Below are 24,986 nucleotides of genomic sequence, written 5' to 3'. Positions count from 1 at the left end.
AGTGGCAAAGATAAGATGTTTTTCAACAACCAAACTTACATTCTATCCGGCACCTCAATTCCCAGTAAGCCCATACCTAAGCGTACCACCTTGGCTACATTTTCGGACAATGCAAGGCGGAATATCTTCACTGCTTCGTTCTCCTCACGCAAAATGCTGAAGTCATGGTAGAACTGGTTGTATTCCTTCACAAGGTCATACGTATAGTTGGCAATGATGGACGGGCTGTAATCCTCACCTGCCTGCTTCACAATAGCGGCAAAGTCGGCAACCATCTGTATCAGTCCCTCTTCCTTCTCACTCAGTTCAATGCCGGCAGGCAACTGGGCAGGGATTTCGATACCGGCCTCTTTTGCCTTGCGCAGAACAGACTGGATACGTGCATAAGTATATTGGATGAACGGGCCCGTATTGCCATTGAAGTCGATGGACTCTTTCGGATTGAATGTCATGTTCTTGCGGGCATCCACCTTCAGGATGAAGTACTTCAAGGCACCCAGACCGACGATACGGGCGATATCGTCCGCCTCTTCTTTCGTCAGACCGTCCAGTTTGCCCAGTTCGTTGCTGGTCTCCTTGGCTGTATCAATCATCTCCGCCATCAAGTCGTCAGCATCAACCACGGTACCCTCGCGGCTCTTCATCTTGCCTTCGGGCAGTTCTACCATGCCGTAAGAGAAATGCACCAAGCCTTTTCCCCATTCAAAGCCCAACTTGTCGAGCAGAATAGAAAGCACCTGGAAGTGGTAGTTCTGTTCGTTGCCCACAACATAAATCATCTTGTCGATGGGATAATCGGCAAAACGGAGCTTGGCGGTACCGATATCCTGCGTCATGTAGACGGAAGTGCCGTCCGCACGCAACAACAGTTTGTGGTCCAACCCCTCACCCGTGAGGTCCGCCCACACGGAACCGTCTTCTTTCCGGTAGAAGAAACCTTTCTCCAGGCCCTCCATCACTTTCTCTTTCCCTTCAAGGTAAGTGTTCGACTCGTAATATATCTTATCGAAAGTCACGCCCATCATGCGGTAAGTCTCGTCGAAACCGGCATACACCCAGTCGTTCATCTTCTTCCAAAGCGCACGTACTTCGGGGTCGTTGGCTTCCCACTTCACCAGCATCTCACGGGCTTCCTTCATTAAAGGAGATTCGGCTTCCGCCTTTGCCTTGGCCTCTTCCTCATTCATGCCTTCGCTTTGGAACCTCGGCATCAACTCCTTCACTTCCGCCTTGTAGTGCTTGTCGAAAGAAACATAGTAATCGCCAATCAGGTGGTCGCCCTTCTTGCCGGATGATTCGGGAGTCTCACCATTGCCGTACTTCTGCCATGCCAACATGGACTTGCAGATATGAATTCCACGGTCATTGACAATATTGGTCTTTACTACCTTATTGCCGTTGGCAGCCACTATATTAGCCAGCGCATTTCCCAAAAGATTGTTGCGTACGTGGCCCAAATGGAGCGGTTTGTTGGTGTTGGGAGAAGAATACTCAATCATCACCAACGGAGAGCTGTCAGTAGCAGCCATGATGCCGTACTGCTTGTCCGCATGAATGCCATTCAGCAATTCTATCCACGCGGAAGAGGCAATGGTCAGGTTCAGGAAGCCTTTGATGACATTAAATGCAGCAACCGAAGGTTCGTTTGCCTGCAAGTATTCACCGATTTCTTGTGCCGTCTGCTCCGGTCCCTTCTTGGACATGCGGAGGAAAGGAAATACCACCAACGTGAGGTGTCCTTCAAATTCTTTCTTGGTTTTCTGCAACTGCACTTGTGCGGCAGGAACATCCTGCCCGTAAAGCGCTTTCAGTCCGCCGATGACGGACGCTACCAGTTTCTGTTCTATATTCATGATTCAAATGTATTTTCCTGCGTGCAAAGATAACGTAAACCAAAATCAGTACAAAACAAGCAGGCTTGTTTTTATTGACCCACAAGATATTCAACATACAAAGAGGGGACGCTCTTTGCAAAACGTCCCCTCTTTGTATGTTGAGTATACTGTTATCTATTCAGCTGTCAATTCCGTACCCGGTTTGAATTTAACAACTTTCTTTGCAGCAATCTCGATAGGCTTTTTAGTAGAGGGATTGATACACATACGTGCTCCTCTTTCCACCACACTAAAAGTTCCGAAACCAACCAATGATACTTTATCACCGGCTTTCATTGCCTTAGTGACTGATGCGGTAAATGCATCCAATGCTTTCTTTGAATCCGTCTTTGACAAACCAGACTCCGCTGCCATAGCGCCAATAAGCTCCGCCTTATTCATAATACTCAAAATTAATAATATGTTACACAAAATATTTTTTCACTTTTCAGTACAAGCCTCTACAAAAATAGAGCAATATTTCTGAATATCAAATAAAAACATTAAAAAAACATTGGAAAACAGCGAAAAAGAAGGAATAGAATTTGCTTTTTCTGTTATAGAACAGAATTTATTCGTATTTTTGCCGGAGAAAGCAAAGACAGGCAACTGTTTTTAAACCATAAAATGAATTGAAACAACAGATTATGAATACCATACCTACTATAACCAAGAACCTTTTAATCATTAATGTGCTGATGTTTCTGGGCACCATTGTCGCTCAAAGTTACGGCATAGACCTCGCCCGGTATCTGGGATTGCATTTTTTCCTTGCCGCAGATTTCAATGCAGCACAATTGATGACATATATGTTCATGCACGCAGGATTCACGCACTTGTTCTTCAACATGTTTGCCGTATGGATGTTCGGACGTATCTTGGAACAGGTATGGGGGCCGAAACGCTTTTTATTCTACTACCTGATGTGCGGTATCGGAGCCGGAATTAGCCAGGAAATCGTACAATACATCCATTATGAAATGGTACTCTCCGCCTACGACAGCGTGAATACCGGAATAGCCATCCTCCCGATGAAGGAATATCTCAACCTGATGACCACCGTAGGAGCTTCGGGATCGGTATACGCCATTCTGTTGGCATTCGGCATGTTGTTCCCCAACCAACAGATGTTTATCTTCCCGTTACCGGTTCCTATCAAGGCCAAATATTTTGTTATCGGATATTTCTTGATTGAGCTTTATGAAGGATTTGCAAACAATGCAGGAGACAACGTGGCCCACTTTGCACATCTGGGTGGTATGGTATTCGGCTTTATCTTGATTATGTACTGGAGAAAAAAGAACAGAGGAAATGGCTACTATTATAACTGATTTGAAAGAAAACTTCCGCAGGGGGAATATTTATATCCAACTGACCTACATCAATGTAGCGGTATTCATACTCACTACGCTAACCGAAGTCATGTTCCAGTTGTTCAACCGGAGCATAGTAGGCGTATTCGAATGGTTGGAACTGCCGGCATCAATCCTACGCTTCATCCTGCAACCGTGGTCACTACTGACCTATATGTTCATGCATGCAGGATTCATGCACATTCTTTTCAATATGCTGTGGCTTTACTGGTTCGGTGCACTGTTCCTGAGTTTCTTCTCTGCAAAACATCTGCGGGGTGTATACATTCTGGGAGGAATTTGTGGCGGTTTGCTCTATATTGCCGCCTATAACATTTTTCCGTATTTCCGTCCCATGACAGACTATTCGTTCATGCTGGGCGCCTCTGCCTCCGTACTTGCCATTGTAGCCGCCACCGCCTATCGCGAGCCCAACTATCCGATACGGCTGCTGCTGTTCGGAACCATGCGGCTGAAATACCTGGCACTGATTGTTATAGGTACTGATTTGCTGTTCATCACCTCCAGTAATGCCGGCGGACACATCGCACATTTAGGAGGTGCGCTGGCTGGGTTCTGGTTTGCCGCCAGCCTCAGCAAAGGCAGCGACCTGACCTCATGGATAAACAAATGCCTGGATGTCTTGGTTTCCATCGTTAGCTTCAAACCCCGAAAGCCGAAAATGAAAGTACACTACGGTACCAGTAAACAAAAAGATTATGATTACAACGCGCGGAAAAAAGCCCAATCCGACGAGATAGACCGCATTCTCGACAAATTAAAGAAATCGGGATACGAAAGCCTTACTACGGAGGAAAAGAAAAGCTTGTTCGACGCGAGTAAACGTTAAACAAATGGAAAACGGAAAGTGGAAAATAAGAAAATAACCGCTACTCTTATTTTCAGTTTTCACCTTTCAATTTTCAACTATTATAATGAAGCATTTAGGTAATTTTGTCGCCCTCCTGATTTTGGCGGTCAATGCCTTGTTTACGGGCTTGCTGCTGTTTACCGCCTACAGTCCGCACATCCAGCCGGTCACACATCCGGTGCAGTCGTGCCTGGGACTGACATTTCCCGTTTTCCTGGTGATAAATATAAGTTTCTTCATCTTTTGGCTGGTCATCCAGCGTTACAGAACCGCATTGCTTCCTTTGATAGGATTACTACTTTGTTATTCACAAATACGCACTTATCTACCCATCAACTTTCATACAGACAAGCTGCCTGAAACAAGTTTCAAATTACTCTCCTACAACATCATGGGATTTGACGGCGCCATCAAACAGAATGGCAAGAATCCCATACTGACTTATTTAAAAGAAAGTAATGCCGATATCCTCTGCCTCCAAGAATACTCCACGACGGAATCATCCCGGCACCTTTCGCAAAAAGATGTGGAACGGGAACTCAAGGCATATCCATATCACCGCATCAACACGGTGGGCAGGGAAAAAGGACACACCAACAAGATAGCATGTTACTCCAAGTATCCGATTCTCTCGGCACGCGTACTGGATTATTCCAGCGAGTACAACGGTTCGGTACTCTATGAAGTAAAAATAGGAGAGGACACAGTTACCCTCATCAACAATCACTTGGAGTCCAACAAACTGACCAAAGCTGACAAAGCCGTGTACGAAAACATGTTGAAATCCCCTGGAAAGGAAAAGGTGAAAAGCGGTATGCGCCTGCTCATACGCAAATTGGCAGAAGCATCGGCCATCCGCGCTCCGCAAGCAGATGCAATCGCACACGAAATAACAACTTCACCACATCCTAGTATTATTGTATGTGGTGACTTTAATGATACCCCCATCTCCTATACTCACCGTACTATCGCCCAAGATTTGGATGATGCATTCACCGAATCGGGACGGGGATTAGGAATCTCCTACAATCAGAACAAATTCTATTTTCGGATAGACAACATACTGGCCAGCAAGAACCTGAAAGCCTACAATTGTACAGTAGACCGCTCCATCAAGGATTCAGACCACTATCCGATATGGTGTTATATCACCAAGAAGAATTGAGAATTAATACTTAACATTTAATACTTTAGAAAACAATGTTCAAAAAATGTATTCTAACTTTAGCTGCAAGTTGTATGATGTACTCCTGTGCCACCCGGACGGAAAACAATCCGTTTCTTACCGAGTTTCAAACCCCCAATGGTGTGCCTCCATTCGATAAAATCAAGTTGGAGCACTATGAACCTGCATTCCAGAAAGGTATAGAAGAGCAGAATGCCAATATCCAAGCCATCATTGACAATACAGAAACCCCCACTTTCGAAAACGTCATTGTTGCCCTCGACAAAAGTTCGCCCACCCTGGACCGTGTAGGCGGTGTATTCTTCAATCTGACCGAAGCCGAAACTACCGATGAACTGACAGCCCTTTCCATGAAACTGGCTCCGACACTGGCTGAGCACGAAGACAACATCTCGCTCAATCAGGAACTTTTCAAGAAAATAGATGCTGTCTACAATCAGAAAGAAGCTCTCGGCCTGACCCGTGAGCAACAAAGACTGCTGGAAAAGACTTATAAGGACTTTGTCCGTTCCGGTGCCAATCTTCCGGCCGACAAACAAGCCCGCCTGCGCGAAATCAACAAGCAGCTCTCCACGCTCGGAATCACGTTCAGCAACAACATCCTGAACGAAAACAATGACTTCAAGCTTTATGTAGGAAAAGAGGAAGACCTCGCCGGACTTCCCCAATGGTTCCGCGAAAGTGCCTTGGCCGAAGCCCGTGCCACCGGACAAGAAGGCAAATGGCTGTTCACCCTGCACAATGCAAGCCGCCTGCCTTTCCTGCAATATTCAGCCAACCGCCCGCTACGCGAGCAGATGTACAAAGCCTACATCAACCGTGGCAACAACAATGACAAGAACGATAACAAGAAAATCATTGCCGACATCGTAAGCCTGAGACTTGAAAAGGCACAACTGCTGGGTTTTGACTGCTACTCCAACTTTGTACTGGACAATACAATGGCAAAGAACTCCACCACCGTGATGGAATTCCTCAACAACTTGTGGAACTATGCACTCCCCAAGGCAAAAGCCGAAGCAGCCGAACTGCAAAAGCTGATGGACAAAGAAGGCAAAGGAGAAAAGCTGGAAGCATGGGACTGGTGGTACTACACCGAGAAACTGCGTAAAGAGAAATACAACCTCGAAGAAGAAGATATAAAGCCCTACTTCAAGCTGGAAAACGTACGCGAAGGCGCTTTTATCGTTGCCAACAAGCTCTACGGCATCACGCTGACAAAACTCGAAGGCATCCCCGTCTACCATCCCGATGTAGAAGTGTTTGAGGTGAAAGCCGCAGACGGATCACAAGTGGGTATCTTCTATGTGGATTATTTTCCCCGTCCCGGCAAGAGCGGTGGTGCCTGGATGAGCAATTACCGCGAGCAGCAAGGCAGCATACGCCCATTGGTATGCAATGTATGCAGCTTCACCAAGCCCGTAGGAGACACTCCTTCCTTGCTGACCATTGACGAAGTGGAAACCCTGTTCCATGAGTTCGGCCATGCCCTGCACGGACTGCTGACCCGATGCCAGTACAAAGGCACTTCAGGTACTAATGTCGTGCGCGACTTTGTGGAACTTCCTTCACAAATCAACGAACACTGGGCCACCGAACCCGAAGTGCTGAAAATGTATGCCAAGCATTACAAAACCGGTGAAGTCATCCCCGACAGCCTGATTGAAAAGATATTGAACCAGAAAACGTTCAACCAGGGCTTCATTACTACCGAATTGCTGGCAGCCGCCATCCTCGACATGAATCTGCATAACTTGACTGATACGAAAAGCATTGATGCCGTAGCATACGAAAAAGAAGCAATGGACAAGCTGGGACTGATTCCTGAAATAGCGCCGCGCTACCGTACCACATACTTCAATCACATTATCGGCGGCTATGCAGCAGGCTATTACAGCTATCTATGGGCCAATGTTCTGGACAATGATGCCTTCGAAGCTTTCAAAGAACACGGCATCTTCGACAAGCAGACAGCCGACCTTTTCCGCCAGAATGTTCTGGAAAAAGGAGACAGCGAAGAACCGATGACTCTCTATAAAAACTTCAGAGGTGCTGAACCTCAATTAGACCCGATGTTAAAAAATCGCGGTATGAAGTAAGATTTGTGAAAAAAAAGCTATATTTGCAGCCTTGTATGCAACAGAATCTAATTAAAAATAATCATAATAAACTAAAAGTAACATGCAAAACAAAGGATTTGTAAGGGTTTTTGCGATATTGCTCACACTGGTGTGTGTGTTCTATCTTTCCTTTTCTTTTGTGACTCGCCATTACACGAATAAGGCTAAAGAGTTTGCAAAAGGCGATGTGAAAGTAGAGCAGGACTACCTCGATTCTCTAGCTAATGAGAAAGTGTATTTTGGCAATTGGACGCTGAAACAATGTCGTGAGATGGAAATCAGTTTAGGTCTGGACTTGAAGGGCGGTATGAACGTCATCCTTGAAGTCTCCGTACCCGATGTCATCAAAGTATTGGCTGACAACAAGACTGACGAAGCATTCAACCAAGCATTGGCCACTGCCGCCAAACAAGCTACCACGAGTCAGGATGACGTTATCACCTTGTTCGTCAAAGAGTATCACAATATTGCTCCGGGTGCTCCTCTTTCACAACTGTTCGCAACCCAACAATTAAAAGACAAAGTAACTCAGAAGTCTACCGATGCCGAAGTCGAGAAAGTATTGCGCGAAGAAGTAAAGGCAGCTGTTGAGAACTCCTACAACGTACTTCGTACCCGTATCGACCGCTTCGGTGTAGTTCAGCCCAATATCCAAAGTCTGGAAGACAAAATGGGACGTATCATGGTGGAACTTCCGGGTATCAAAGAGCCTGAGCGTGTAAGAAAATTGCTACAAGGTTCTGCCAATCTGGAATTCTGGGAAACATACACTGCAAAAGACGTTACTCCCTATCTGCAAGCTGCCGACAACAAGTTGCGTGCCATCGTTGCGAGCGAAACTCCGGCAGAAGAGGCAGACAACGCAGCCGCCGAAACTCCTGCCGCAACACAAGCTACCAGCACAGCCGACAGTCTTGCCGCTGCTTTAAAGGGCGAGAGCAAGACACAAGCTGTAGACCTTGCACAGATAAAGAAAGAACATCCTCTGCTCGCTATATTGCAAGTCAACCCAAGTGGTCAAGGTCCGGTAGTAGCTTATGCCAACTATAAGGATACTGCCGAAATCAACAAATACCTCTCCATGCCGGAAATCCAGGCTGAAATGCCGAAAGATTTACGTTTGAAATGGGGTGTTTCTCCTTATGAATACGATCCGAAAGCCCAAACTTTCGAACTTTATGCAATCCGTTCTACAGAACGTAACGGCAAAGCTCCGCTGGAAGGTGATGTAGTAGTAAATGCCAAAGACGAGTACGACCACTACGGTAAACCAGCCGTAAGTATGTCTATGAACACTGACGGTGCACGCCGCTGGGCTCAGCTCACCAAACAGAATATCAACAGGAGTATCGCTATTGTACTGGACGGCTATGTTTACTCTGCACCGAACGTAAACAATGAAATCACCGGCGGTAACTCACAAATCACCGGTCACTTCACTCCTGAACAAGCAAAAGACTTGGCGAATGTATTGAAATCCGGTAAAATGCCGGCTCCTGCACACATCGTACAAGAAGATATCGTAGGTCCTTCATTGGGACAAGCTTCCATCAACGCCGGTATCATGTCATTCATCGTGGCATTGATTCTGTTGATGATTTACATGTGCTCCATGTACGGGTTCATTCCAGGTATGGTGGCCAACGGCGCTCTGGTTCTGAACTTATTCTTCACGCTGGGCATCCTTTCTTCTTTCCAAGCAGCCTTGACAATGTCCGGTATTGCCGGTATGGTGTTGGCACTGGGTATGGCTGTGGATGCCAACGTATTGATTTACGAACGTACCAAAGAAGAGCTGCGTACAGGCAAGGGCGTGAAGAAGGCTTTGTCCGACGGTTATGCCAACGCATTCTCCGCTATCTTCGACTCCAACTTAACGTCTATCATCACCGGTATCATCTTGTTCAACTTCGGTACAGGCCCTATCCGTGGTTTTGCCACCACTCTGATTATCGGTATCTTGATTTCGTTCTTTACTGCCGTGTTCATGACACGTCTGTTCTATGATTATTTCATGGGCAAAGACAAACTGCTGAACCTGACATTCTCTTCCAAGATTTCCAAGAACCTGATGGCGAACGTACACTTCGACTTCATGGGCAGAAACAAACTGTGGTTGAGCATCACCGGAGCTGCCGTAGTTGTATGTATCGCTTTCCTTGCTATCCGTGGCTTGAGCCAAAGCATCGACTTCACCGGTGGACGTAACTTCAAGGTACAGTTTGAGAACAAAGTGGAACCGGAACAGATTCGCGAACTTATCTCCAGCAAGTTCGGTGATGCCAATGTAAGCGTTATTGCTATCGGTACAGACGGTAAGACTGTACGTATCAGCACGAACTACCGCATTGAAGAAGAAGGCAACAACATCGATTCTGAAATCGAGGCATATCTGTATGAGACTCTGAAACCTGTATTGACCCAGAACATTACACTGGAAACTTTCATCGACCGCGAAAACCATACGGGTGGCAGTATCGTCAGTTCTCAGAAGGTAGGTCCGAGTATCGCAGACGACATCAAGGTATCAGCCATCTGGTCTGTTGTACTTGCATTGATTGCCATCGGTATCTATATCCTGATTCGTTTCCGCAATATTGCATACAGTATCGGTTCAGTAACCGCACTGGCATGTGACACTATCATCATCCTGGGTGCCTACTCTATCTGTTGGGGTTGGATGCCGTTCTCTCTGGAAATCGACCAGACCTTTATCGGTGCCATCCTGACAGCTATCGGTTACTCTATCAATGACAAGGTGGTAATCTTCGACCGTGTACGCGAGTTCTTCGGTCTTTATCCGAAGCGCAACAAGATGCAGTTGTTCAACGAATCATTGAATACGACTCTGGCACGTACTATCAATACTTCACTGAGTACCTTGATTGTATTGCTATGTATCTTCATCCTCGGTGGTGACTCCATCCGCAGCTTCGCATTCGCCATGATTCTGGGTGTTGTATTCGGTACAATGTCTTCTCTGTTCGTTGCATCTCCTATCGCTTACACGTTGATAAAGGACAAAAAGAGCAATGAACTTAATGAAGTTTCAAAATAAGAAAAACTTTATTGTTAATAATTAAGCTATTAAGGGACTATTCATTTTTGGATGGTCTCTTAATAGCTTAATTATTAATAATGAACATCAAAGTCCATAGCCCTATCAGGATTCTCACATATTTTTCGTGCTTTTTATCAAAACTATTTTTATCTTTGCCCAAAATACCAACATGAAAACCGTTAACCGTTTTTTCACAGCATGTCTCTTGCTGTTATCAGTCTGCACCAATCTGGCAGCAGCTGTAAACCCCAAACCGTTTGTAATCCCCGAGTTAAAGGAGTGGAAAGGGGCTGAAGGCACTTTTGTCCCCACCACAAAAACAAGAATCGTTTGCCCCCCCGGACATCCGGAACTGCTGCGTATAGCCCGGCTCTTTGCCGAAGACTATGAAACGATGTTTGCCTGCAAGCCCGAAGTCATCCAAGATAAGGCTGCTGCCGGTGACTTTGTACTGGCATTGCGCACAGACAAGAAACTGGGCAAAGAAGGCTACAGTATTAAAGTGACCGACCGTGTGCAAATCAGCGCGCCGGAACCAACCGGCATCTATTGGGGCACACGCACCCTGCTCCAGATAGCCGAACAAACGCCCAACCATCAACTGCCCCAAGGCACCCTGCGCGACTGGCCCGACTATGCCATCCGCGGATTCATGATAGACTGCGGACGCAAGTTCATCCCCCTTCACTTCCTGCAGGACTATGTCAAAATAATGGCCTACTACAAGATGAATACCCTGCAGATTCACCTGAACGACAACGGCTTCAAACAATACTTCCAGCAAGACTGGAGCAAGACCTACGGCGCCTTCCGTCTTGAGTCCGACACTTATCCGGGCCTTGCCGCCGAAGACGGACACTACACGAAAGCCGAATTCATCGACCTGCAGAAGCTGGCCGAACAACGCTTCGTCGAGATTATCCCCGAAATCGATGCTCCCGCCCACACACTTGCCTTCACCCACTACAAGCCCGAAATAGGCAGCAAGGAATATGGCATGGACCACCTCGACCTCTTCAATCCCGAAACTTACACCTTCATGGACGGACTCTTCAAAGAATACCTCGAGGGTGATACTCCCGTGTTCCGTGGTCCCAAGGTGCACATCGGTACCGACGAGTACTCCAACAAGAAGAAAGACGTCGTAGAAAAGTTCCGCGCCTTCACCGACCATTACATCCGCTACGTGGAAAGCTTCGGCAAGCAGGCCTGCGTATGGGGCGCACTGACCCATGCCGACGGCGAGACACCCGTGAAATCGGAAAACGTCATCATGAGTGCGTGGTACAACGGCTACGCCCAACCCAAGGAAATGGCTAAACAAGGCTACAAGCTCATCAGCATCCCCGACGGAATGGTATACATCGTACCTGCGGCCGGCTACTACTACGATTACCTCAACACGGAGATGCTCTACAACAAGTGGACGCCTGCCCACATCGGCAAAGAAGTGTTTGAGGAACAAGACCCCGCCATTCTGGGAGGCATGTTCGCCGTATGGAACGACCACGTAGGAAACGGAATCTCCACCAAAGATATCCACCACCGCGTCTTCCCTGCCATGCAGACTCTGGCCGTCAAGACGTGGACCGCTGCAAAAACCACGCTTCCCTACGCCGACTTCGACAGGCTGCGCCACCGGCTCAGCGAAGCGCCGGGCGTGAACCAACTGGGCCGCATCGAAGGCGGGCCGGGACTGGTGTACGAACAATCCGCCGTAACTCCAAGCAGCCGCACTCCTCACCGCGAAATCGGCTACGACTACCGCGTCACCTTCGACATCGACGGAGCCGCCGAGACCCCGAACACCATACTGTTCCGCTCGCCCGACGCCGTCTTCTACCTTGCCGACCCCATCCGCGGCATGCTGGGCTTTGCCCGCGACGGATATCTGAACACATTCAGCTATCGCATCCACCAAGGCGAGCGCATAAACATCGGCATCGAAGGTGACAACAAAGCCACCCGCCTGCTGATAAACGGCAAGGTGGTAGAGGAGTTGAACATCGAAAAGCGGCTCTTCGACGAGGGAAAAGCGAAGATGAACTACGTGCGCACGCTGGTATTCCCGCTGCAAGAAACCGGAGAGTTCAAGAGCAAAGTCACCAACTTGAAAGTATATAAGAAGACGGCCGATTAACAAAACAAGCCGACCGGTGCGAATACAGAGGCACAGGAGTCGTCGAGAACCTGCCACGGACAAACATCCGGTTCACTACCTTTTCAAGCACTGAATTACACGGATTTCACAGAAAGAACAACCAATAAACGCGAAATCCGTGTAATCAGCGCCCAAAATCATAACATCAAAAGTAATTTTCACCCTTCATCACCTTCACCTCGGTCTCCAATCTCCCTATTCATCGGCTTTTCCGGTGAAACTCCTTTTTTGCATTACCGCATCTCACAACCGTTAACGCACCTATCTCATCAATTGTACAACCCTCCTTGGCAGAGCACCTTCTGCCGACAGTCAACTGATTATGAATCAAAGGACAAGCACTGCAAAATTCTGAAACAGTTTTGCAGTGACACTGCAACTATACTTGCAGTAGCGCTGCAACAGCTTTGCAGTAGCGCTGCAACTGTTGTGCAGTAGCGCTGCAACCGTTATGCAGTGACAGTGCAAACAGCTTGCAGAATCTTGCAGCCATGTTCATCACCGTTGCGTTGCCACCACATTTTTCCATTGCAGTGAAATTGACAACAAGCCAAACTACAACTTCCCGTCACTCAACGGGAAAGCGAACACAAACCCAAACCACTTTCACCGGAAAAGCCGATGAATAGGGAGATTGAGAACAGAGGTGAAGGCGGTGAGGAATAAAAACAAGCATCAGAATGAGGGCAAAAAATGGAATGAAAGGGTACCTCGGAGGGGAATCGAACCCCTATCTAATGTTTAGGAAACATCTATTCTATCCGTTGAACTACCAAGGCAGGCTTCTGCTGTCCGTAAAGGAGCAAGCCCTTCTGCATATTTCCTGCTATTTGCAGCAGATTGCGAGTGCAAAGATAATGCTTTCCATCGATTTTCCGAAAAAAGTTTTGTTAATCCGATTAACTTTACGAAATTTGTCCCAATGAAAAATACATTAACCTCTAAAAGAACTATTTAATTCATAGTAAATCGTAAGTTATGGCAAACGACATGATGGTCAAAGAACTGGAGCAAGTGGTAGTCCGCTTCTCCGGAGACTCCGGCGACGGTATGCAACTCGCCGGCAACATCTTCTCTACAGTTTCGGCTACGGTGGGCAATGACATCAGCACATTCCCCGACTATCCGGCAGACATTCGCGCCCCGCAAGGATCGCTTACCGGCGTTTCCGGTTTTCAGGTACACGTCGGTGCAGACAAAGTCTATACACCTGGCGACCAATGCGACGTGCTGGTAGCCATGAATGCCGCTGCGCTGAAAACACAATATAAATTCGCCAAACCGACTGCCTGTATCATCATCGACACAGATGCTTTCCAGAAGTCGGACTTGGAAAAGGCTGCCTTCAAGACCGATAATCCGATAGAGGAAATGGGCATCAGACAAGATGTGATAGCCGCCCCCATCTCGCAGATGGTGAAAGACTGTCTTGCCGACACGGGTATGGACAACAAGTCGATGATGAAATGCCGCAACATGTTTGCCGTAGGCTTGGTATGCTGGCTCTTCAACCGCGACCTGAAGATTGCCGAAGACTTCATCCGCGAGAAATTCGCCAAAAAGCCCCAGATTGCCGAAGCAAACATCCGGGTAATACACTCCGGATACGACTATGGGCACAACACGCACTCCTCCGTATCACACACGTACCGCATAGAGAGCAAAGCCACCGTACCCGGCCGCTACATGGACATCACGGGGAACAAGGCGACTGCCTACGGCTTCATCGCCGCCGCCGAAAAAGCAGGACTAAGCCTATACCTCGGTTCCTATCCCATCACTCCCGCCACCGACGTGCTGCACGAACTGTCCAAGCACAAATCGCTGGGTGTAAAGACCGTGCAATGCGAGGACGAAATCTCGGGTTGCGCCTCTGCCGTAGGCGCCTCGTTTGCCGGCGCGCTGGCCGTCACTTCCACTTCGGGACCGGGCATCTGCCTGAAATCCGAAGCCATGAACCTGGCCGTCATCATGGAACTGCCGCTGGTAGTGCTCGACGTACAGCGCGGCGGTCCGGCCACCGGACTCCCTACCAAATCGGAACAGACCGACCTCTTGCAGGTACTCTTCGGCCGTAACGGCGAAAGCCCCATGCCGGTGCTAGCCGCCACATCACCCACCGACTGCTTCGAAGCTGCCTACGAAGCTTCCAAGATTGCCTTGGAGCACATGACTCCCGTCGTGCTGCTGACCGACGCCTTCGTAGCCAACGGCTCGGCCGCCTGGAAACTACCCGACCTGAAAGAATATCCCGCCATCTGCCCGCCCTACGTGCGCCCCGAGATGAAAGGCGAATGGACTCCCTACCAACGCAACCCCGAAACTGGCGTACGCTACTGGGCCGTGCCGGGCACCGAAGGATTTGCCCACATCTTGGGCGGACTGGAGAAGGACGACAAGACGGGTGCCATCTCTACCGATCCCGAAAACCATGACCTCATGACGCACCTGCGCCAGGAAAAGATAGACAAGATTGCCGTGCCCGACGTAGAAGTGCTGGGCGACCGCGACGATGCCGACCTGCTCATCGTGGGCTTCGGCGGAACCTACGGACACCTGCACGCCGCCATGGACGAACTGCGCTCAGCAGGCAAAAAGGTGGCCTTGGCCCACTTCAAGTACATCAACCCGCTGCCCAAGAACACGGCCGAAGTGATGAAGCGCTACAAGAAAGTCGTAGTGGCCGAACAGAACATGGGACAGTTCGCCGGCTACCTGCGCATGAAAGTAGACGGATTCGTGCCCTATCAGTTCAACCAAGTAAAGGGACAGCCGTTCCTGGTGAACGAACTGGCAGAAGCCTTCAGCAAGTTAATGGATAAATAACCAACCATCAATTTTAAAGCAAAACATTATGTGCGAATATACAGCAAAAGATTATAAGAAAGGACAACCCCGCTGGTGTCCGGGTTGCGGCGACCACTTTTTCCTGGCCTCCCTGCACAAAGCCATGGCCGAGATAGGCGTGGCTCCCCACAGCATCGCAGTGATTTCGGGTATCGGCTGTTCCAGCCGCCTGCCCCACTACATGAATACCTACGGCATGAACACCATTCACGGTCGTGCGGCCGCCATTGCCACAGGCTGCAAGGTGGCCAACCCGCAACTGGCCGTCTGGCAAGTGTCGGGCGACGGAGACGGACTCGCCATCGGCGGCAACCACTTCATCCATGCCAACCGCCGTAACATCAACCTAAACATGATTCTACTGAATAACCGCATCTACGGCTTGACCAAAGGACAGTACTCGCCCACGTCGCCCCGCGGATTCGTCAGCAAATCATCGCCCTACGGTACCGTAGAAGACCCCTTCCGTCCGGCAGAACTCTGCTTCGGCGCACGTGGCCACTTCTTTGCCCGCGCCGTAGCCACCGATGCCGCCGGTACCATAGACATCTTGAAAGCCGCCTACAACCATAAAGGTGCTTCGGTATGCGAAATACTGCAAAACTGCGTTATCTTCAACAACGGCACACACGACATGGTAGCCAAAAAGGAAGACCGTGCCAAGAACGCCATCTACCTGAAACACGGCGAACCGATGCTCTTCGGCGAAAACAATGAATATGGACTGGTGCAGGAAGGATTCGGCCTGAAAGTAGTGAAGCTGGGCGAAAACGGAATCACCGAAAAAGACATCCTGGTGCACAACGCCCACTGCGAGGACAACACCCTGCAACTGAAGCTCGCCCTGATGGAAGGTCCCGACTTTCCGATTGCACTCGGCGTCATCCGTGATGTGGAAGCTCCTACCTACGACGAGGCTGTGGAGGCGCAAATAGCAGAAGTATCCGCCCAGAAGAAATACCACAACTTCGAGGAGTTGTTAATGACCAACGATACGTGGGAAGTGAAGTAATCTTCCCGACGTAATATAAGAATGGCCCTTGTTTTATCATGCCCTTCATCAAAGCCTCCAAGGCAGAGATGAAGGGTTTTTCATAAGAGTAAAGGCAACTCAGATTTTCTCGCCAAACGCCAAATCTCCTGCATCTCCCAGCCCGGGCACAATATAGGAATGCTCGTTCATCTCCGGGTCGATGGCTGCACACCACAAGGTTACTTCATCTCCGGGAAACAACTTTTCCAGATGTTCTACACCCTGCCGACTGGCTATGACACAAGCTATCTGCAACTTGGCCGGCATCCCCTTGGTGATGAGAGCCTTCCAGGCCAGTTCCATACTTTCACCCGTGGCAAGCATCGGGTCTACAATCAATAATGTCTTCTTGGACAAATCCGGAGTAGCGATGTATTCGATGTGTACATCCACCGTGCGGCATTCCTTATCCTTATAATAACGGTAAGCTGAAACGAACGCATTTCCGGCACGGTCGAACACGTTCAAGAAACCCGTATGCAAGGGTAGTCCGGCACGGAAAACAGTGGCAATCACCACCTCGTCATCGGGGGTGCTGACCGGTGCCACTCCCAAAGGAGTCTGTACCCGCTTGATGGAATACGTCAGTTCCTTACTCATTTCATACGCCATTATCTCTCCAATGCGTTCAATATTACGCCGGAAACGCATACGGTCACCTTGGACTGCTACATCACGGATTTCCGCCACGTATTGGTTCAAAACGGAATTTGCCTCGGCAAAGTTAATAACCTTCATAATTATAAATGTGCTAATGTGCTGCAAAGTAAACGAATTTCACCCAATTTGCAACATTCAGTTAGCAGATCTTGTTATGGTTTTATAAAAGATTTCTCATTAGAGAAAAATTTCTCTAATAGGGCCTTTCTTTAAAAAGAAAGTATTACTTTTGTAGGCGAAAGACAAGGGACTTACTGAAAAGCAGGAAAAAAGAGATTTTTCTACACCCGTTTTCCCTTGTAAATCAAAGGAAAAAAGGAATTAAAGAAAAGAGAATATAAACCAAATACCAACATTTTAAATCATTAAAAGAAATGGCAAATTTAGATTTAAGCAAGTACGGTATCCAAGACGTGAAGGAAGTTTTCCACAACCCGTCTTACGATGTACTGTTCGCAGAAGAAACCAAACCAGGTTTGGAAGGTTTTGAAAAAGGTCAGGTAACTGAACTGGGTGCTGTAAATGTAATGACAGGTATCTATACCGGTCGTTCCCCTAAAGATAAATTCTTCGTAATGAATGAAGCCAGCAAGGATTCTGTATGGTGGACTTCTGAAGAATACAAAAACGACAACAAACCTTGCTCTGAAGAAGCTTGGGCTGACCTGAAGGCTAAGGCTGTTAAGCAGCTGAGCGGCAAGCGTCTGTTTGTTGTCGATACTTTCTGTGGCGCCAACCCCGCTACCCGTATGAAAGTACGTTTCATCATGGAAGTGGCATGGCAGGCTCACTTCGTAACTAACATGTTCATCCGCCCCACAGCTGAGGAACTGGCTAACTACGGAGAACCCGATTTCGTATCATTCAATGCTTCCAAGGCAAAAGTTGACAACTACAAGGAACTGGGCTTGAACTCTGAAACAGCTACTGTATTCAACTTGAAGACCAACGAACAGGTTATCCTGAACACTTGGTACGGTGGTGAAATGAAGAAGGGTATGTTCTCTATCATGAACTACAAGAACCCGTTGCGTGGTATCGCTTCTATGCACTGCTCTGCCAACACCAACATGGAAGGCACTGACTCTGCCATCTTCTTCGGTCTGTCAGGTACAGGCAAGACTACTCTGTCAACCGACCCGAAACGTCTGTTGATTGGTGATGACGAACACGGATGGGATGACGAAGGTGTATTCAACTACGAAGGTGGTTGCTACGCTAAGGTTATCAATCTGGATAAAGAAAGCGAACCCGACATTTACGCTGCCATCAAGCGTGACGCTCTGTTGGAAAACGTTACAGTTGCTGCTGACGGCAAGATTGACTTCGCCGACAAGAGCGTAACTGAAAACACTCGTGTTTCTTATCCTATCTACCACATCAACAACATCGTTAAGCCGGTTTCCAAGGGTCCTCACGCTCACCAGGTAATCTTCTTGTCTGCCGACGCATTCGGTGTATTGCCTCCGGTATCTATCCTGAACCCTGAACAAGCTCAGTACTACTTCTTGTCAGGCTTTACTGCCAAGTTGGCCGGTACAGAACGTGGTATCACTGAACCGACTCCGACATTCTCTGCTTGCTTCGGTGCTGCTTTCTTAAGCCTGCATCCTACTAAATATGCAGAAGAGCTGGTTAAGAAGATGAACAAGGTTGGTGCTAAAGCATACTTGGTTAACACCGGTTGGAACGGTACCGGCAAACGTATCTCCATCAAAGATACTCGTGGTATCATCGACGCTATCCTCGACGGTTCTATCGACAAAGCTCCGACGAAGGTTATTCCTTTCTTCGACTTCGTAGTACCTACTGAATTGCCTAACGTAGATCCGAAGATTCTTGATCCTCGCGACACTTACGAATGCGCTTGCCAATGGGAAGAAAAAGCAAAAGACCTGGCTGGCCGCTTCATCAAGAACTTCGCTAAGTTCACTGGCAACGAAGCTGGCAAGGCTCTGGTTACCGCTGGTCCGAAACTCTAATAACAGCAATTTGCATAAAGTTAAAGCGGCTCCCGTTTTCGGGAGCCGCTTTCTTTATATGAGCAAATTCAAAAGCTAGTCTGCACAATAAAAACGCGGCCCACCAGTAAAATAATGACTCCGCACACTTCCGAAGCCACCTTCACCGCCAACCCTCAAAAATAGAAAGAAATTTCAACGCAGCCTGAATAACAGATAATATTAAAAACTTATCATCAGCACTTATAATCGCACCATACAGAAAACAATAATTCTGGGAAGCCTTCATGTGCAAATTGTACTACAAGTTCTGTAGGAACTCGGTAAAGCTTCAAAGGAATAATTTGCTAAAATGAATTATCTTTTGCAAATATATCTGTTCTTTTTAATAAAAGAAATAATTGACGTTTCTTTTTTTAAATATTTTAGTATTTAATAGAATAGTGCTACTCTTCCATGTTATGGCATCTTAGTGCAACCGGAAAGCAGGATACGTGCATAAGTCTGTCAGGAAGACAGTACAGGAAAAATATGACTAAAAGGCTTTTAATGCTACCCCACTACAGGAACGAGGTTGATAGGAAACACGAAATAAGTTCCTACAGAACTTAAAAGATAAACGACTTCAAAACCTAATTAAATAAAACCTTTTTTATTAACTATAATTATACAAAGAGAATGAAACCACCCTAATGTAACATGGAAAAAGTAAAAAGAGTTTATCAAAACATTTAAAATCAAAACCTTGAATTAGTAAAAAGTATTATGAGAAAGAAAGCACTATTGGTGGCCCTCTTAGGAGGATATTTCCTTGGGGCACAAGCAGTAGAAGTTCCTATTATCAATGAATCGGCCATTGTGCAACAAGCAAGTAAAATGCAAGGTACAGTGGTAGATGAGACAGGAGAGCCGATAATCGGCGTAACTATCCAAGTAAAAGGCAAACCCAATCTAGGGACTATTACCGATGTTGACGGTAATTTTTCCATCAATGTTTCTCCGAAAGACGTTTTGGTGATTTCGTTCATTGGTTTCGTAACGCAAGAAATCAAAGTAGGAAATCAGACTTCACTCAGAATTACATTAAAGGAAGACAGCGAAGTCCTGGATGAAGTTGTAGTAACGGCTTTCGGTACAGGGCAGAAAAAAGAAAGCGTGGTAGGTTCCATACAAACCGTGCGACCTTCGGACTTGAAAGTACCGTCATCTAACTTATCCAACTCTTTTGCCGGGCGTCTCTCCGGTGTGATTGCCTACCAACGTAGCGGACAACCGGGTAGTAATGGCTCCGATTTCTACATCCGCGGTATATCTACTTTGAGTGGTATGACTTCACCGTTGATTATTCTGGATGGCGTGGAAGTCAGTTCCGCCGACCTCAATGCACTTGATCCCGAAATCATCGAAGGATTCTCTATTTTGAAAGACGCCACGGCCACAGCCATGTATGGTACACGTGGTGCAAATGGTGTAATGATTGTTACCACGAAAAGTGGTGCCGATTCGGAAAAGCCCATCATTGGTGTGCGCGTGGAAACGAATATCACTACTCCCACCCAAATTCCAAGTTTCGTAGACGGCTACCGTTACATGGAACTTTACAATGAAGCCGTGACCAGTGAACAGACCGGAAACATTCTGTATACCCAAGAACAGATTAACAACACACGCAATGGCGTGAATCCTTATATCTGGCCGAATGTAGATTGGTACGGATCATTGTTCAATGACATGGCTTTCAACCAGAAGGCAAACTTCAATATTCGCGGCGGTACGAAAAAAATCACCTATTTCATGAACGTAGGTGTCAATCACGAAACCGGTATGTTGAAGAACGAGGCTTCCAAGTATTTCTCTTATAAGAACAATATTGATTTGATGAAATATACTTTTCAAAACAATATTGACTTCCACATGTCCAAAAGCTCTACTATCTCCTTGCACCTGAATGTACAGCTGAATGACCTGACTCAGCCAAACACCTCTGTGGGTGACCTATATGGAGCCGTAATGAACTCCAACCCGGTAGACTTCCCCATCGCTTATCCGGCAGACGGCGTAAATAACTGGGTATATTGGGGAGCTTACGCCGGCGGTAACGACCAGGGAGCCGTGAACCCCATGGCAAGTCTGACCAACGGTTATCAGGATATCTTTGAAAGTACGGTGATGGCCAATATCGATTTTGAACAGAAACTGGACTTCTTGCTGAAAGGACTCCGTTTCAAGGCCTTGTTCTCTTATAAAAACTATAACAAGACGACCACCATGCGTAGTCAAGGCATTAACCGTTATACCTTGACCGGATATGAACAGAATCCGGACGGTACCTATAACATGACGATTTCTCCGTTCGGTTCGTCCAACCCTACTAAGCCAGTACTGAGTACGACCTCTTATGTTGGCGGAGACCGCCGCATTTATTTCCAGTCATATCTGGACTATAACCAGAAATTCGGCAACCATAATTTCAATGGAATGGTGTTGTGGAATATCGACCAATATGACAGCAATGCTCCTACTGACTTGGTGGCATCTCTTCCCCGTCGCAAAATGGGTTTTGCCGGTCGTGCATCATACGATTATGCCGGCCGCTACCTGATGGAAGTGAATGCCGGTTACAACGGTTCCGAAAACTTTGCCAAAGGACATAAATGGGGATTTTTCCCCTCGGTAGCTGTGGGATGGAACGTTAGCCAAGAAGCTTTCTTTGAACCGATAAAAGATATCATCTCCAGCCTGAAACTCCGTGCTTCTTACGGTCTGGTAGGTAACGACCAGCTGTTAGATTCAAGCAACCAGATTATCCGTTTCATCTATATGTCGGACATCACCCTACAGAGCGATAATGCAAGCTTCACCACCGGTGACAAGCAGCAGACTACTTTAAACGGCCCCGTGTATACACGTTATCAGAACAACGACCTGACATGGGAAGTGGGCGAGAAACTGAACGTAGGATTTGATATGCAGCTATTCAATTCATTGAATATCAATGTGGACGTATTCCGCGAAATCCGCCGCGACATCTTCCAACAGCGCTACTCCATTCCTAACTACCTGGGTACGGCAAGTACAGCCGTTTACGGTAACCTGGCCAAAGTAAAGAACAGCGGTTTCGACTTGTCAGTAGATTATGGCAGACAATTGAACAAGGACCTTGCCATTCAGTTCAAGGGCACGTTTACTTATGCGCACAACAAGATTCTGGAATATGACGAAGCTCCAGGCGTACGTCCTACGCTTTCAAACATCGGTAAGAAACTCAACACCATCTACGGCTATATATCCAACGGTCTTTATATAGACAGAGCCGATATCGACAACAATCCGACTTCTACATTGGGCAATATCGCTATTGCTCCGGGTGACATCAAATATGTGGACCAACCGGACAAAAACGGTAATTATGATGGAAAAATCACCAGTGATGACCGCGTAGCCATGGGCTATCCCACCGTACCGGAAATCGTTTACGGTTTCGGACCCTCTCTCTCCTATAAAAACTGGGACTTCTCCTTCTTCTTCCAGGGAGTGGCGAATACTTCGCTGATGATGTCTGGCTTCGCTCCTTTCGGAACGCAGTATAACCGTAATGTATTGTCTTGGATTGCCGATGACTATTGGTCTGAAACCAACCAGAACCCGAATGCCAGCCATCCGCGTCTGACCAAGAACGATAACAATCACAACATGCAATCCTCCGACTATTGGTTGCGCAACGGTGCTTTCCTAAAACTGAAAAATGCAGAAATCGGCTATACATATAAGAAAGCCAGATTCTACATCAGCGGCATCAACTTGCTGACTTTCTCTCCGTTTAAGCTTTGGGACCCGGAAATGGGTGGAGGTAAAGGCTTAAGTTATCCTACACAGCGTACTTTCAACGTTGGTTTCCAATTGACATTTAAATAACCCGATAAAAATGAACAGTATGAAAAAGTTCTATAAAATATTCATCGTGATGGCGTGTTTGCTGTTGGGTGTTTTGTCTTCGTGCGATTATCTGGACGTGGTTCCCGATGAAAAAGCTACAGAAAAAGATGCGTTTGAGGACAAGGAAGCAGCCAGACGTTTCATCTATTCTTGCTATGCTTATATCCCCAATCCGAGAAACGGCACCTCGTCTCTCGATCTTTTTACCGCTGATGAGGTGGTAACAGCATTTGAGCATGAAACATTCGCTTCTTTTCCGAAAGGAAACTATTCCGCTTCCCGTCCGGTTATTTCCTATTGGAACTCTTTGTTCCAAGGAATCAAGCAGTGCTACATCCTATTAAACAACATTGACAAGGTTCCGGCATTGGAGGCATCCGTCAAGGCCGATTACATTGCCCAAGCCAAGTTCCTGATAGGTTACTATCACTTCTTGCTGGTGCGTAGCTATGGTCCGGTAATTCTGGTAAAGGAAGAGCCTTCACTGATTACACCTGCCGACCAATATTCGCCCCGTTCTTCCTATGACGAGTGTGTGGACTATGTATGCCAGATGCTGGACGAATCGGCCGAAGGCCTGCCCGCCACCCGCGTCAACGAGCATTACGGGCTGGCCACCAGTGTGGCTGCCAAGTCCATCAAAGCCAGAATGTTGCTTTATGCAGCATCTCCTTTGTTCAATGGAAACAGTGAGTTCTATGCCGACTTTAAAGATAAGGACGGCAACGCACTGATGCCTCTTACATACGATGCCGGCAAATGGCAGAAAGCCAAGAGCGCATACGAAGAAGCTATCCGTGTGGCAGAAGCTGCCGGATACGGGCTCTACAAGAAAACGGACTATATGTTGGACGGTTTTGATAACGTGGAACCGGTAGATCCGGTGCAGCACACGTTGCGCTATACGGTAATCGAGCCTGCCAATAACGAGGTGATTTGGGCTGATTGCCGCTCGGAAGGTGCTTACAGTATACAGAACAAGTCTTTGCCTTTCTGCAATGGTTCGGCATACAATGGCGTGTCTCCGACACTTGCCATGCTGAAGCGTTTCTATACCGAAAACGGTCTGCCGATTGATGCGGATCCGGCTTTCCCGAAAGGCAACAGCATTTATGAATCGACCACTTTGGGCGAGGAGAATGCAAGCATCGGTGATCCTGAAGCACAGACCATCCGGTTCAATCTGAATCGCGAACCCCGTTTCTACGCTTGGGTGGCCTTCCAAGGAGGTTTCTATGAAATTCTGAGCGCCACGGACGGCAATGGCGCTTATGATGCTGATGCAAGTTACCAGAAATACAATTTGGCTGTCAATCAGGGCAAATTGGTCTGTGACTTTGTGATTGGCGGCAACACTTCACGCCAGCCGGAAGGAAGCACGTTGCGCACAAACAACTATTCACCTACCGGATACCTGAACAAGAAAGGAGTAGTGCCGGGTTATAGTGTACGTACATCTCTGTACTATCCTCCATTTTATCCGTGGCCGGTAATCCGTCTGGCCGAACTTTATCTGGGGTATGCCGAAGCTTGTGTGGAATGCAACGATTTGTCCAATGCCAAGAAGTATTTGAACGAAGTTCGTAAACGTGCCGGCATACCTGATGTGGAAACTTCCTGGAATGGCATTGCCACATTAGACCAGAACAAGATGCGTGAGATTGTGCGTCAAGAGCGTACTATCGAGTTCTATCTGGAGAATCACACTTTCTGGGATTTGCGCCGCTGGAAGGATGCCGAGCGTCATTTCGGTGTAAAAGCAAAAGGTATGAATATTTTGGGTAAGAATATTGAAGAATTCGCACAAGAATCAGAAGTTTCTTTTGAACGCAAATTCGAGAGCCCCACTCAATATCTGATGCCTGTCCCCGTGGAAGATGTCAACAGAAATCTGAATCTGGTTCAGAATCCTGGTTATTAATGA

15 protein-coding genes and 1 tRNA gene are annotated in these 24,986 nt (G+C 47.4%); 11 read left to right on the top strand and 5 right to left on the bottom strand.

The genetic code is table 11. The features are described 5' to 3' along the window. Positions 1–35: 35 nt before the first annotated feature. Both argS and M1B78_RS10625 read right to left on the bottom strand, forming a co-directional pair. Positions 36–1,853: an arginine--tRNA ligase gene (gene argS, locus M1B78_RS10630; RefSeq protein WP_257940648.1), complete on the bottom strand. Its 1,818-nt coding sequence runs from the start codon at positions 1,851–1,853 to the stop codon at positions 36–38. 156 nt (positions 1,854–2,009) lie between these two features. Continuing rightward, complete coding sequence (locus M1B78_RS10625) at positions 2,010–2,276, bottom strand: HU family DNA-binding protein (RefSeq protein ID WP_257930425.1); 267 nt, start codon at positions 2,274–2,276, stop codon at positions 2,010–2,012. A gap of 245 nt (positions 2,277–2,521) precedes the next feature. Between M1B78_RS10625 and M1B78_RS10620 the strand changes: the two genes are divergently transcribed. The 6 genes from M1B78_RS10620 (at position 2,522) to M1B78_RS10595 (ending at position 12,604) form a co-directional block, all read left to right on the top strand. Further along, positions 2,522–3,205, top strand: a complete 684-nt coding sequence (locus M1B78_RS10620) for a rhomboid family intramembrane serine protease (protein ID WP_257930424.1) — start codon at positions 2,522–2,524, stop codon at positions 3,203–3,205. After that, a complete protein-coding gene (locus M1B78_RS10615) occupies positions 3,186–4,076 on the top strand; it encodes a rhomboid family protein (protein ID WP_136010044.1) in 891 nt (296 codons plus the stop codon). Before M1B78_RS10620 ends, M1B78_RS10615 begins: the two co-directional genes overlap by 20 nt. Positions 4,077–4,161: 85 nt before the next feature. Further along, on the top strand, positions 4,162–5,262 hold the full coding sequence (locus tag M1B78_RS10610) for an endonuclease/exonuclease/phosphatase family protein (protein ID WP_136010043.1): 1,101 nt from the start codon (positions 4,162–4,164) through the stop codon (positions 5,260–5,262). Between the two features lie 35 nt (positions 5,263–5,297). Then, positions 5,298–7,382, top strand: a complete 2,085-nt coding sequence (locus tag M1B78_RS10605; RefSeq protein WP_136010042.1) for a M3 family metallopeptidase — start codon at positions 5,298–5,300, stop codon at positions 7,380–7,382. Positions 7,383–7,464: 82 nt separating this feature from the next. Then, positions 7,465–10,461 carry a protein translocase subunit SecDF gene (secDF, locus tag M1B78_RS10600; protein WP_176469121.1) on the top strand — a complete coding sequence of 999 codons (2,997 nt, stop codon included), beginning with the start codon at positions 7,465–7,467 and terminating at the stop codon, positions 10,459–10,461. A 172-nt stretch (positions 10,462–10,633) separates the two neighbouring features. Continuing rightward, on the top strand, positions 10,634–12,604 hold the full coding sequence (locus M1B78_RS10595; RefSeq protein WP_257940647.1) for a family 20 glycosylhydrolase: 1,971 nt from the start codon (positions 10,634–10,636) through the stop codon (positions 12,602–12,604). 400 nt (positions 12,605–13,004) lie between these two features. Here the strand turns inward: M1B78_RS10595 and M1B78_RS10590 are convergent, their stop codons facing one another. Both M1B78_RS10590 and M1B78_RS10585 read right to left on the bottom strand, forming a co-directional pair. Continuing rightward, positions 13,005–13,154 (bottom strand): hypothetical protein, encoded by a 150-nt coding sequence (locus M1B78_RS10590; RefSeq protein WP_168354309.1) that lies wholly within the window; start codon positions 13,152–13,154, stop codon positions 13,005–13,007. A gap of 178 nt (positions 13,155–13,332) precedes the next feature. Next, positions 13,333–13,404, bottom strand: a tRNA-Arg gene (locus M1B78_RS10585). Positions 13,405–13,603: 199 nt separating this feature from the next. Here M1B78_RS10585 and M1B78_RS10580 point away from each other — a divergent pair. Beyond that, positions 13,604–15,451 (top strand): 2-oxoacid:acceptor oxidoreductase subunit alpha, encoded by a 1,848-nt coding sequence (locus tag M1B78_RS10580; RefSeq protein ID WP_136010039.1) that lies wholly within the window; start codon positions 13,604–13,606, stop codon positions 15,449–15,451. 28 nt (positions 15,452–15,479) lie between these two features. Beyond that, positions 15,480–16,484 (top strand): 2-oxoacid:ferredoxin oxidoreductase subunit beta, encoded by a 1,005-nt coding sequence (locus M1B78_RS10575; protein WP_176468363.1) that lies wholly within the window; start codon positions 15,480–15,482, stop codon positions 16,482–16,484. 99 nt (positions 16,485–16,583) lie between these two features. On the opposite strand, the gene upp is transcribed toward M1B78_RS10575, so the two are convergent. Further along, entirely contained in the window at positions 16,584–17,243 is a 660-nt protein-coding gene (upp, locus tag M1B78_RS10570) for a uracil phosphoribosyltransferase (protein ID WP_136010037.1), read from the bottom strand. A 296-nt stretch (positions 17,244–17,539) separates the two neighbouring features. Here upp and pckA point away from each other — a divergent pair, with 296 nt between their 5' ends. The 3 genes from pckA (at position 17,540) to M1B78_RS10555 (ending at position 24,983) form a co-directional block, all read left to right on the top strand. Beyond that, positions 17,540–19,147 (top strand): phosphoenolpyruvate carboxykinase (ATP), encoded by a 1,608-nt coding sequence (gene pckA, locus M1B78_RS10565; protein ID WP_136010036.1) that lies wholly within the window; start codon positions 17,540–17,542, stop codon positions 19,145–19,147. A 744-nt stretch (positions 19,148–19,891) separates the two neighbouring features. Further along, positions 19,892–23,041: a SusC/RagA family TonB-linked outer membrane protein gene (locus M1B78_RS10560; RefSeq protein WP_176468362.1), complete on the top strand. Its 3,150-nt coding sequence runs from the start codon at positions 19,892–19,894 to the stop codon at positions 23,039–23,041. Between the two features lie 19 nt (positions 23,042–23,060). Further along, positions 23,061–24,983, top strand: coding sequence for a RagB/SusD family nutrient uptake outer membrane protein (locus M1B78_RS10555; protein WP_257940646.1), 1,923 nt, complete (start codon positions 23,061–23,063; stop codon positions 24,981–24,983). Positions 24,984–24,986: the final 3 nt, after the last annotated feature.

This window comes from Bacteroides muris (ex Fokt et al. 2023) (assembly GCF_024704895.1).
Classification (GTDB): Bacteria; Bacteroidota; Bacteroidia; order Bacteroidales; family Bacteroidaceae; genus Bacteroides; species Bacteroides muris.
Note: the sequence above shows the minus strand (reverse complement) of the source record. Positions and strands in the feature narration are given on the sequence as shown.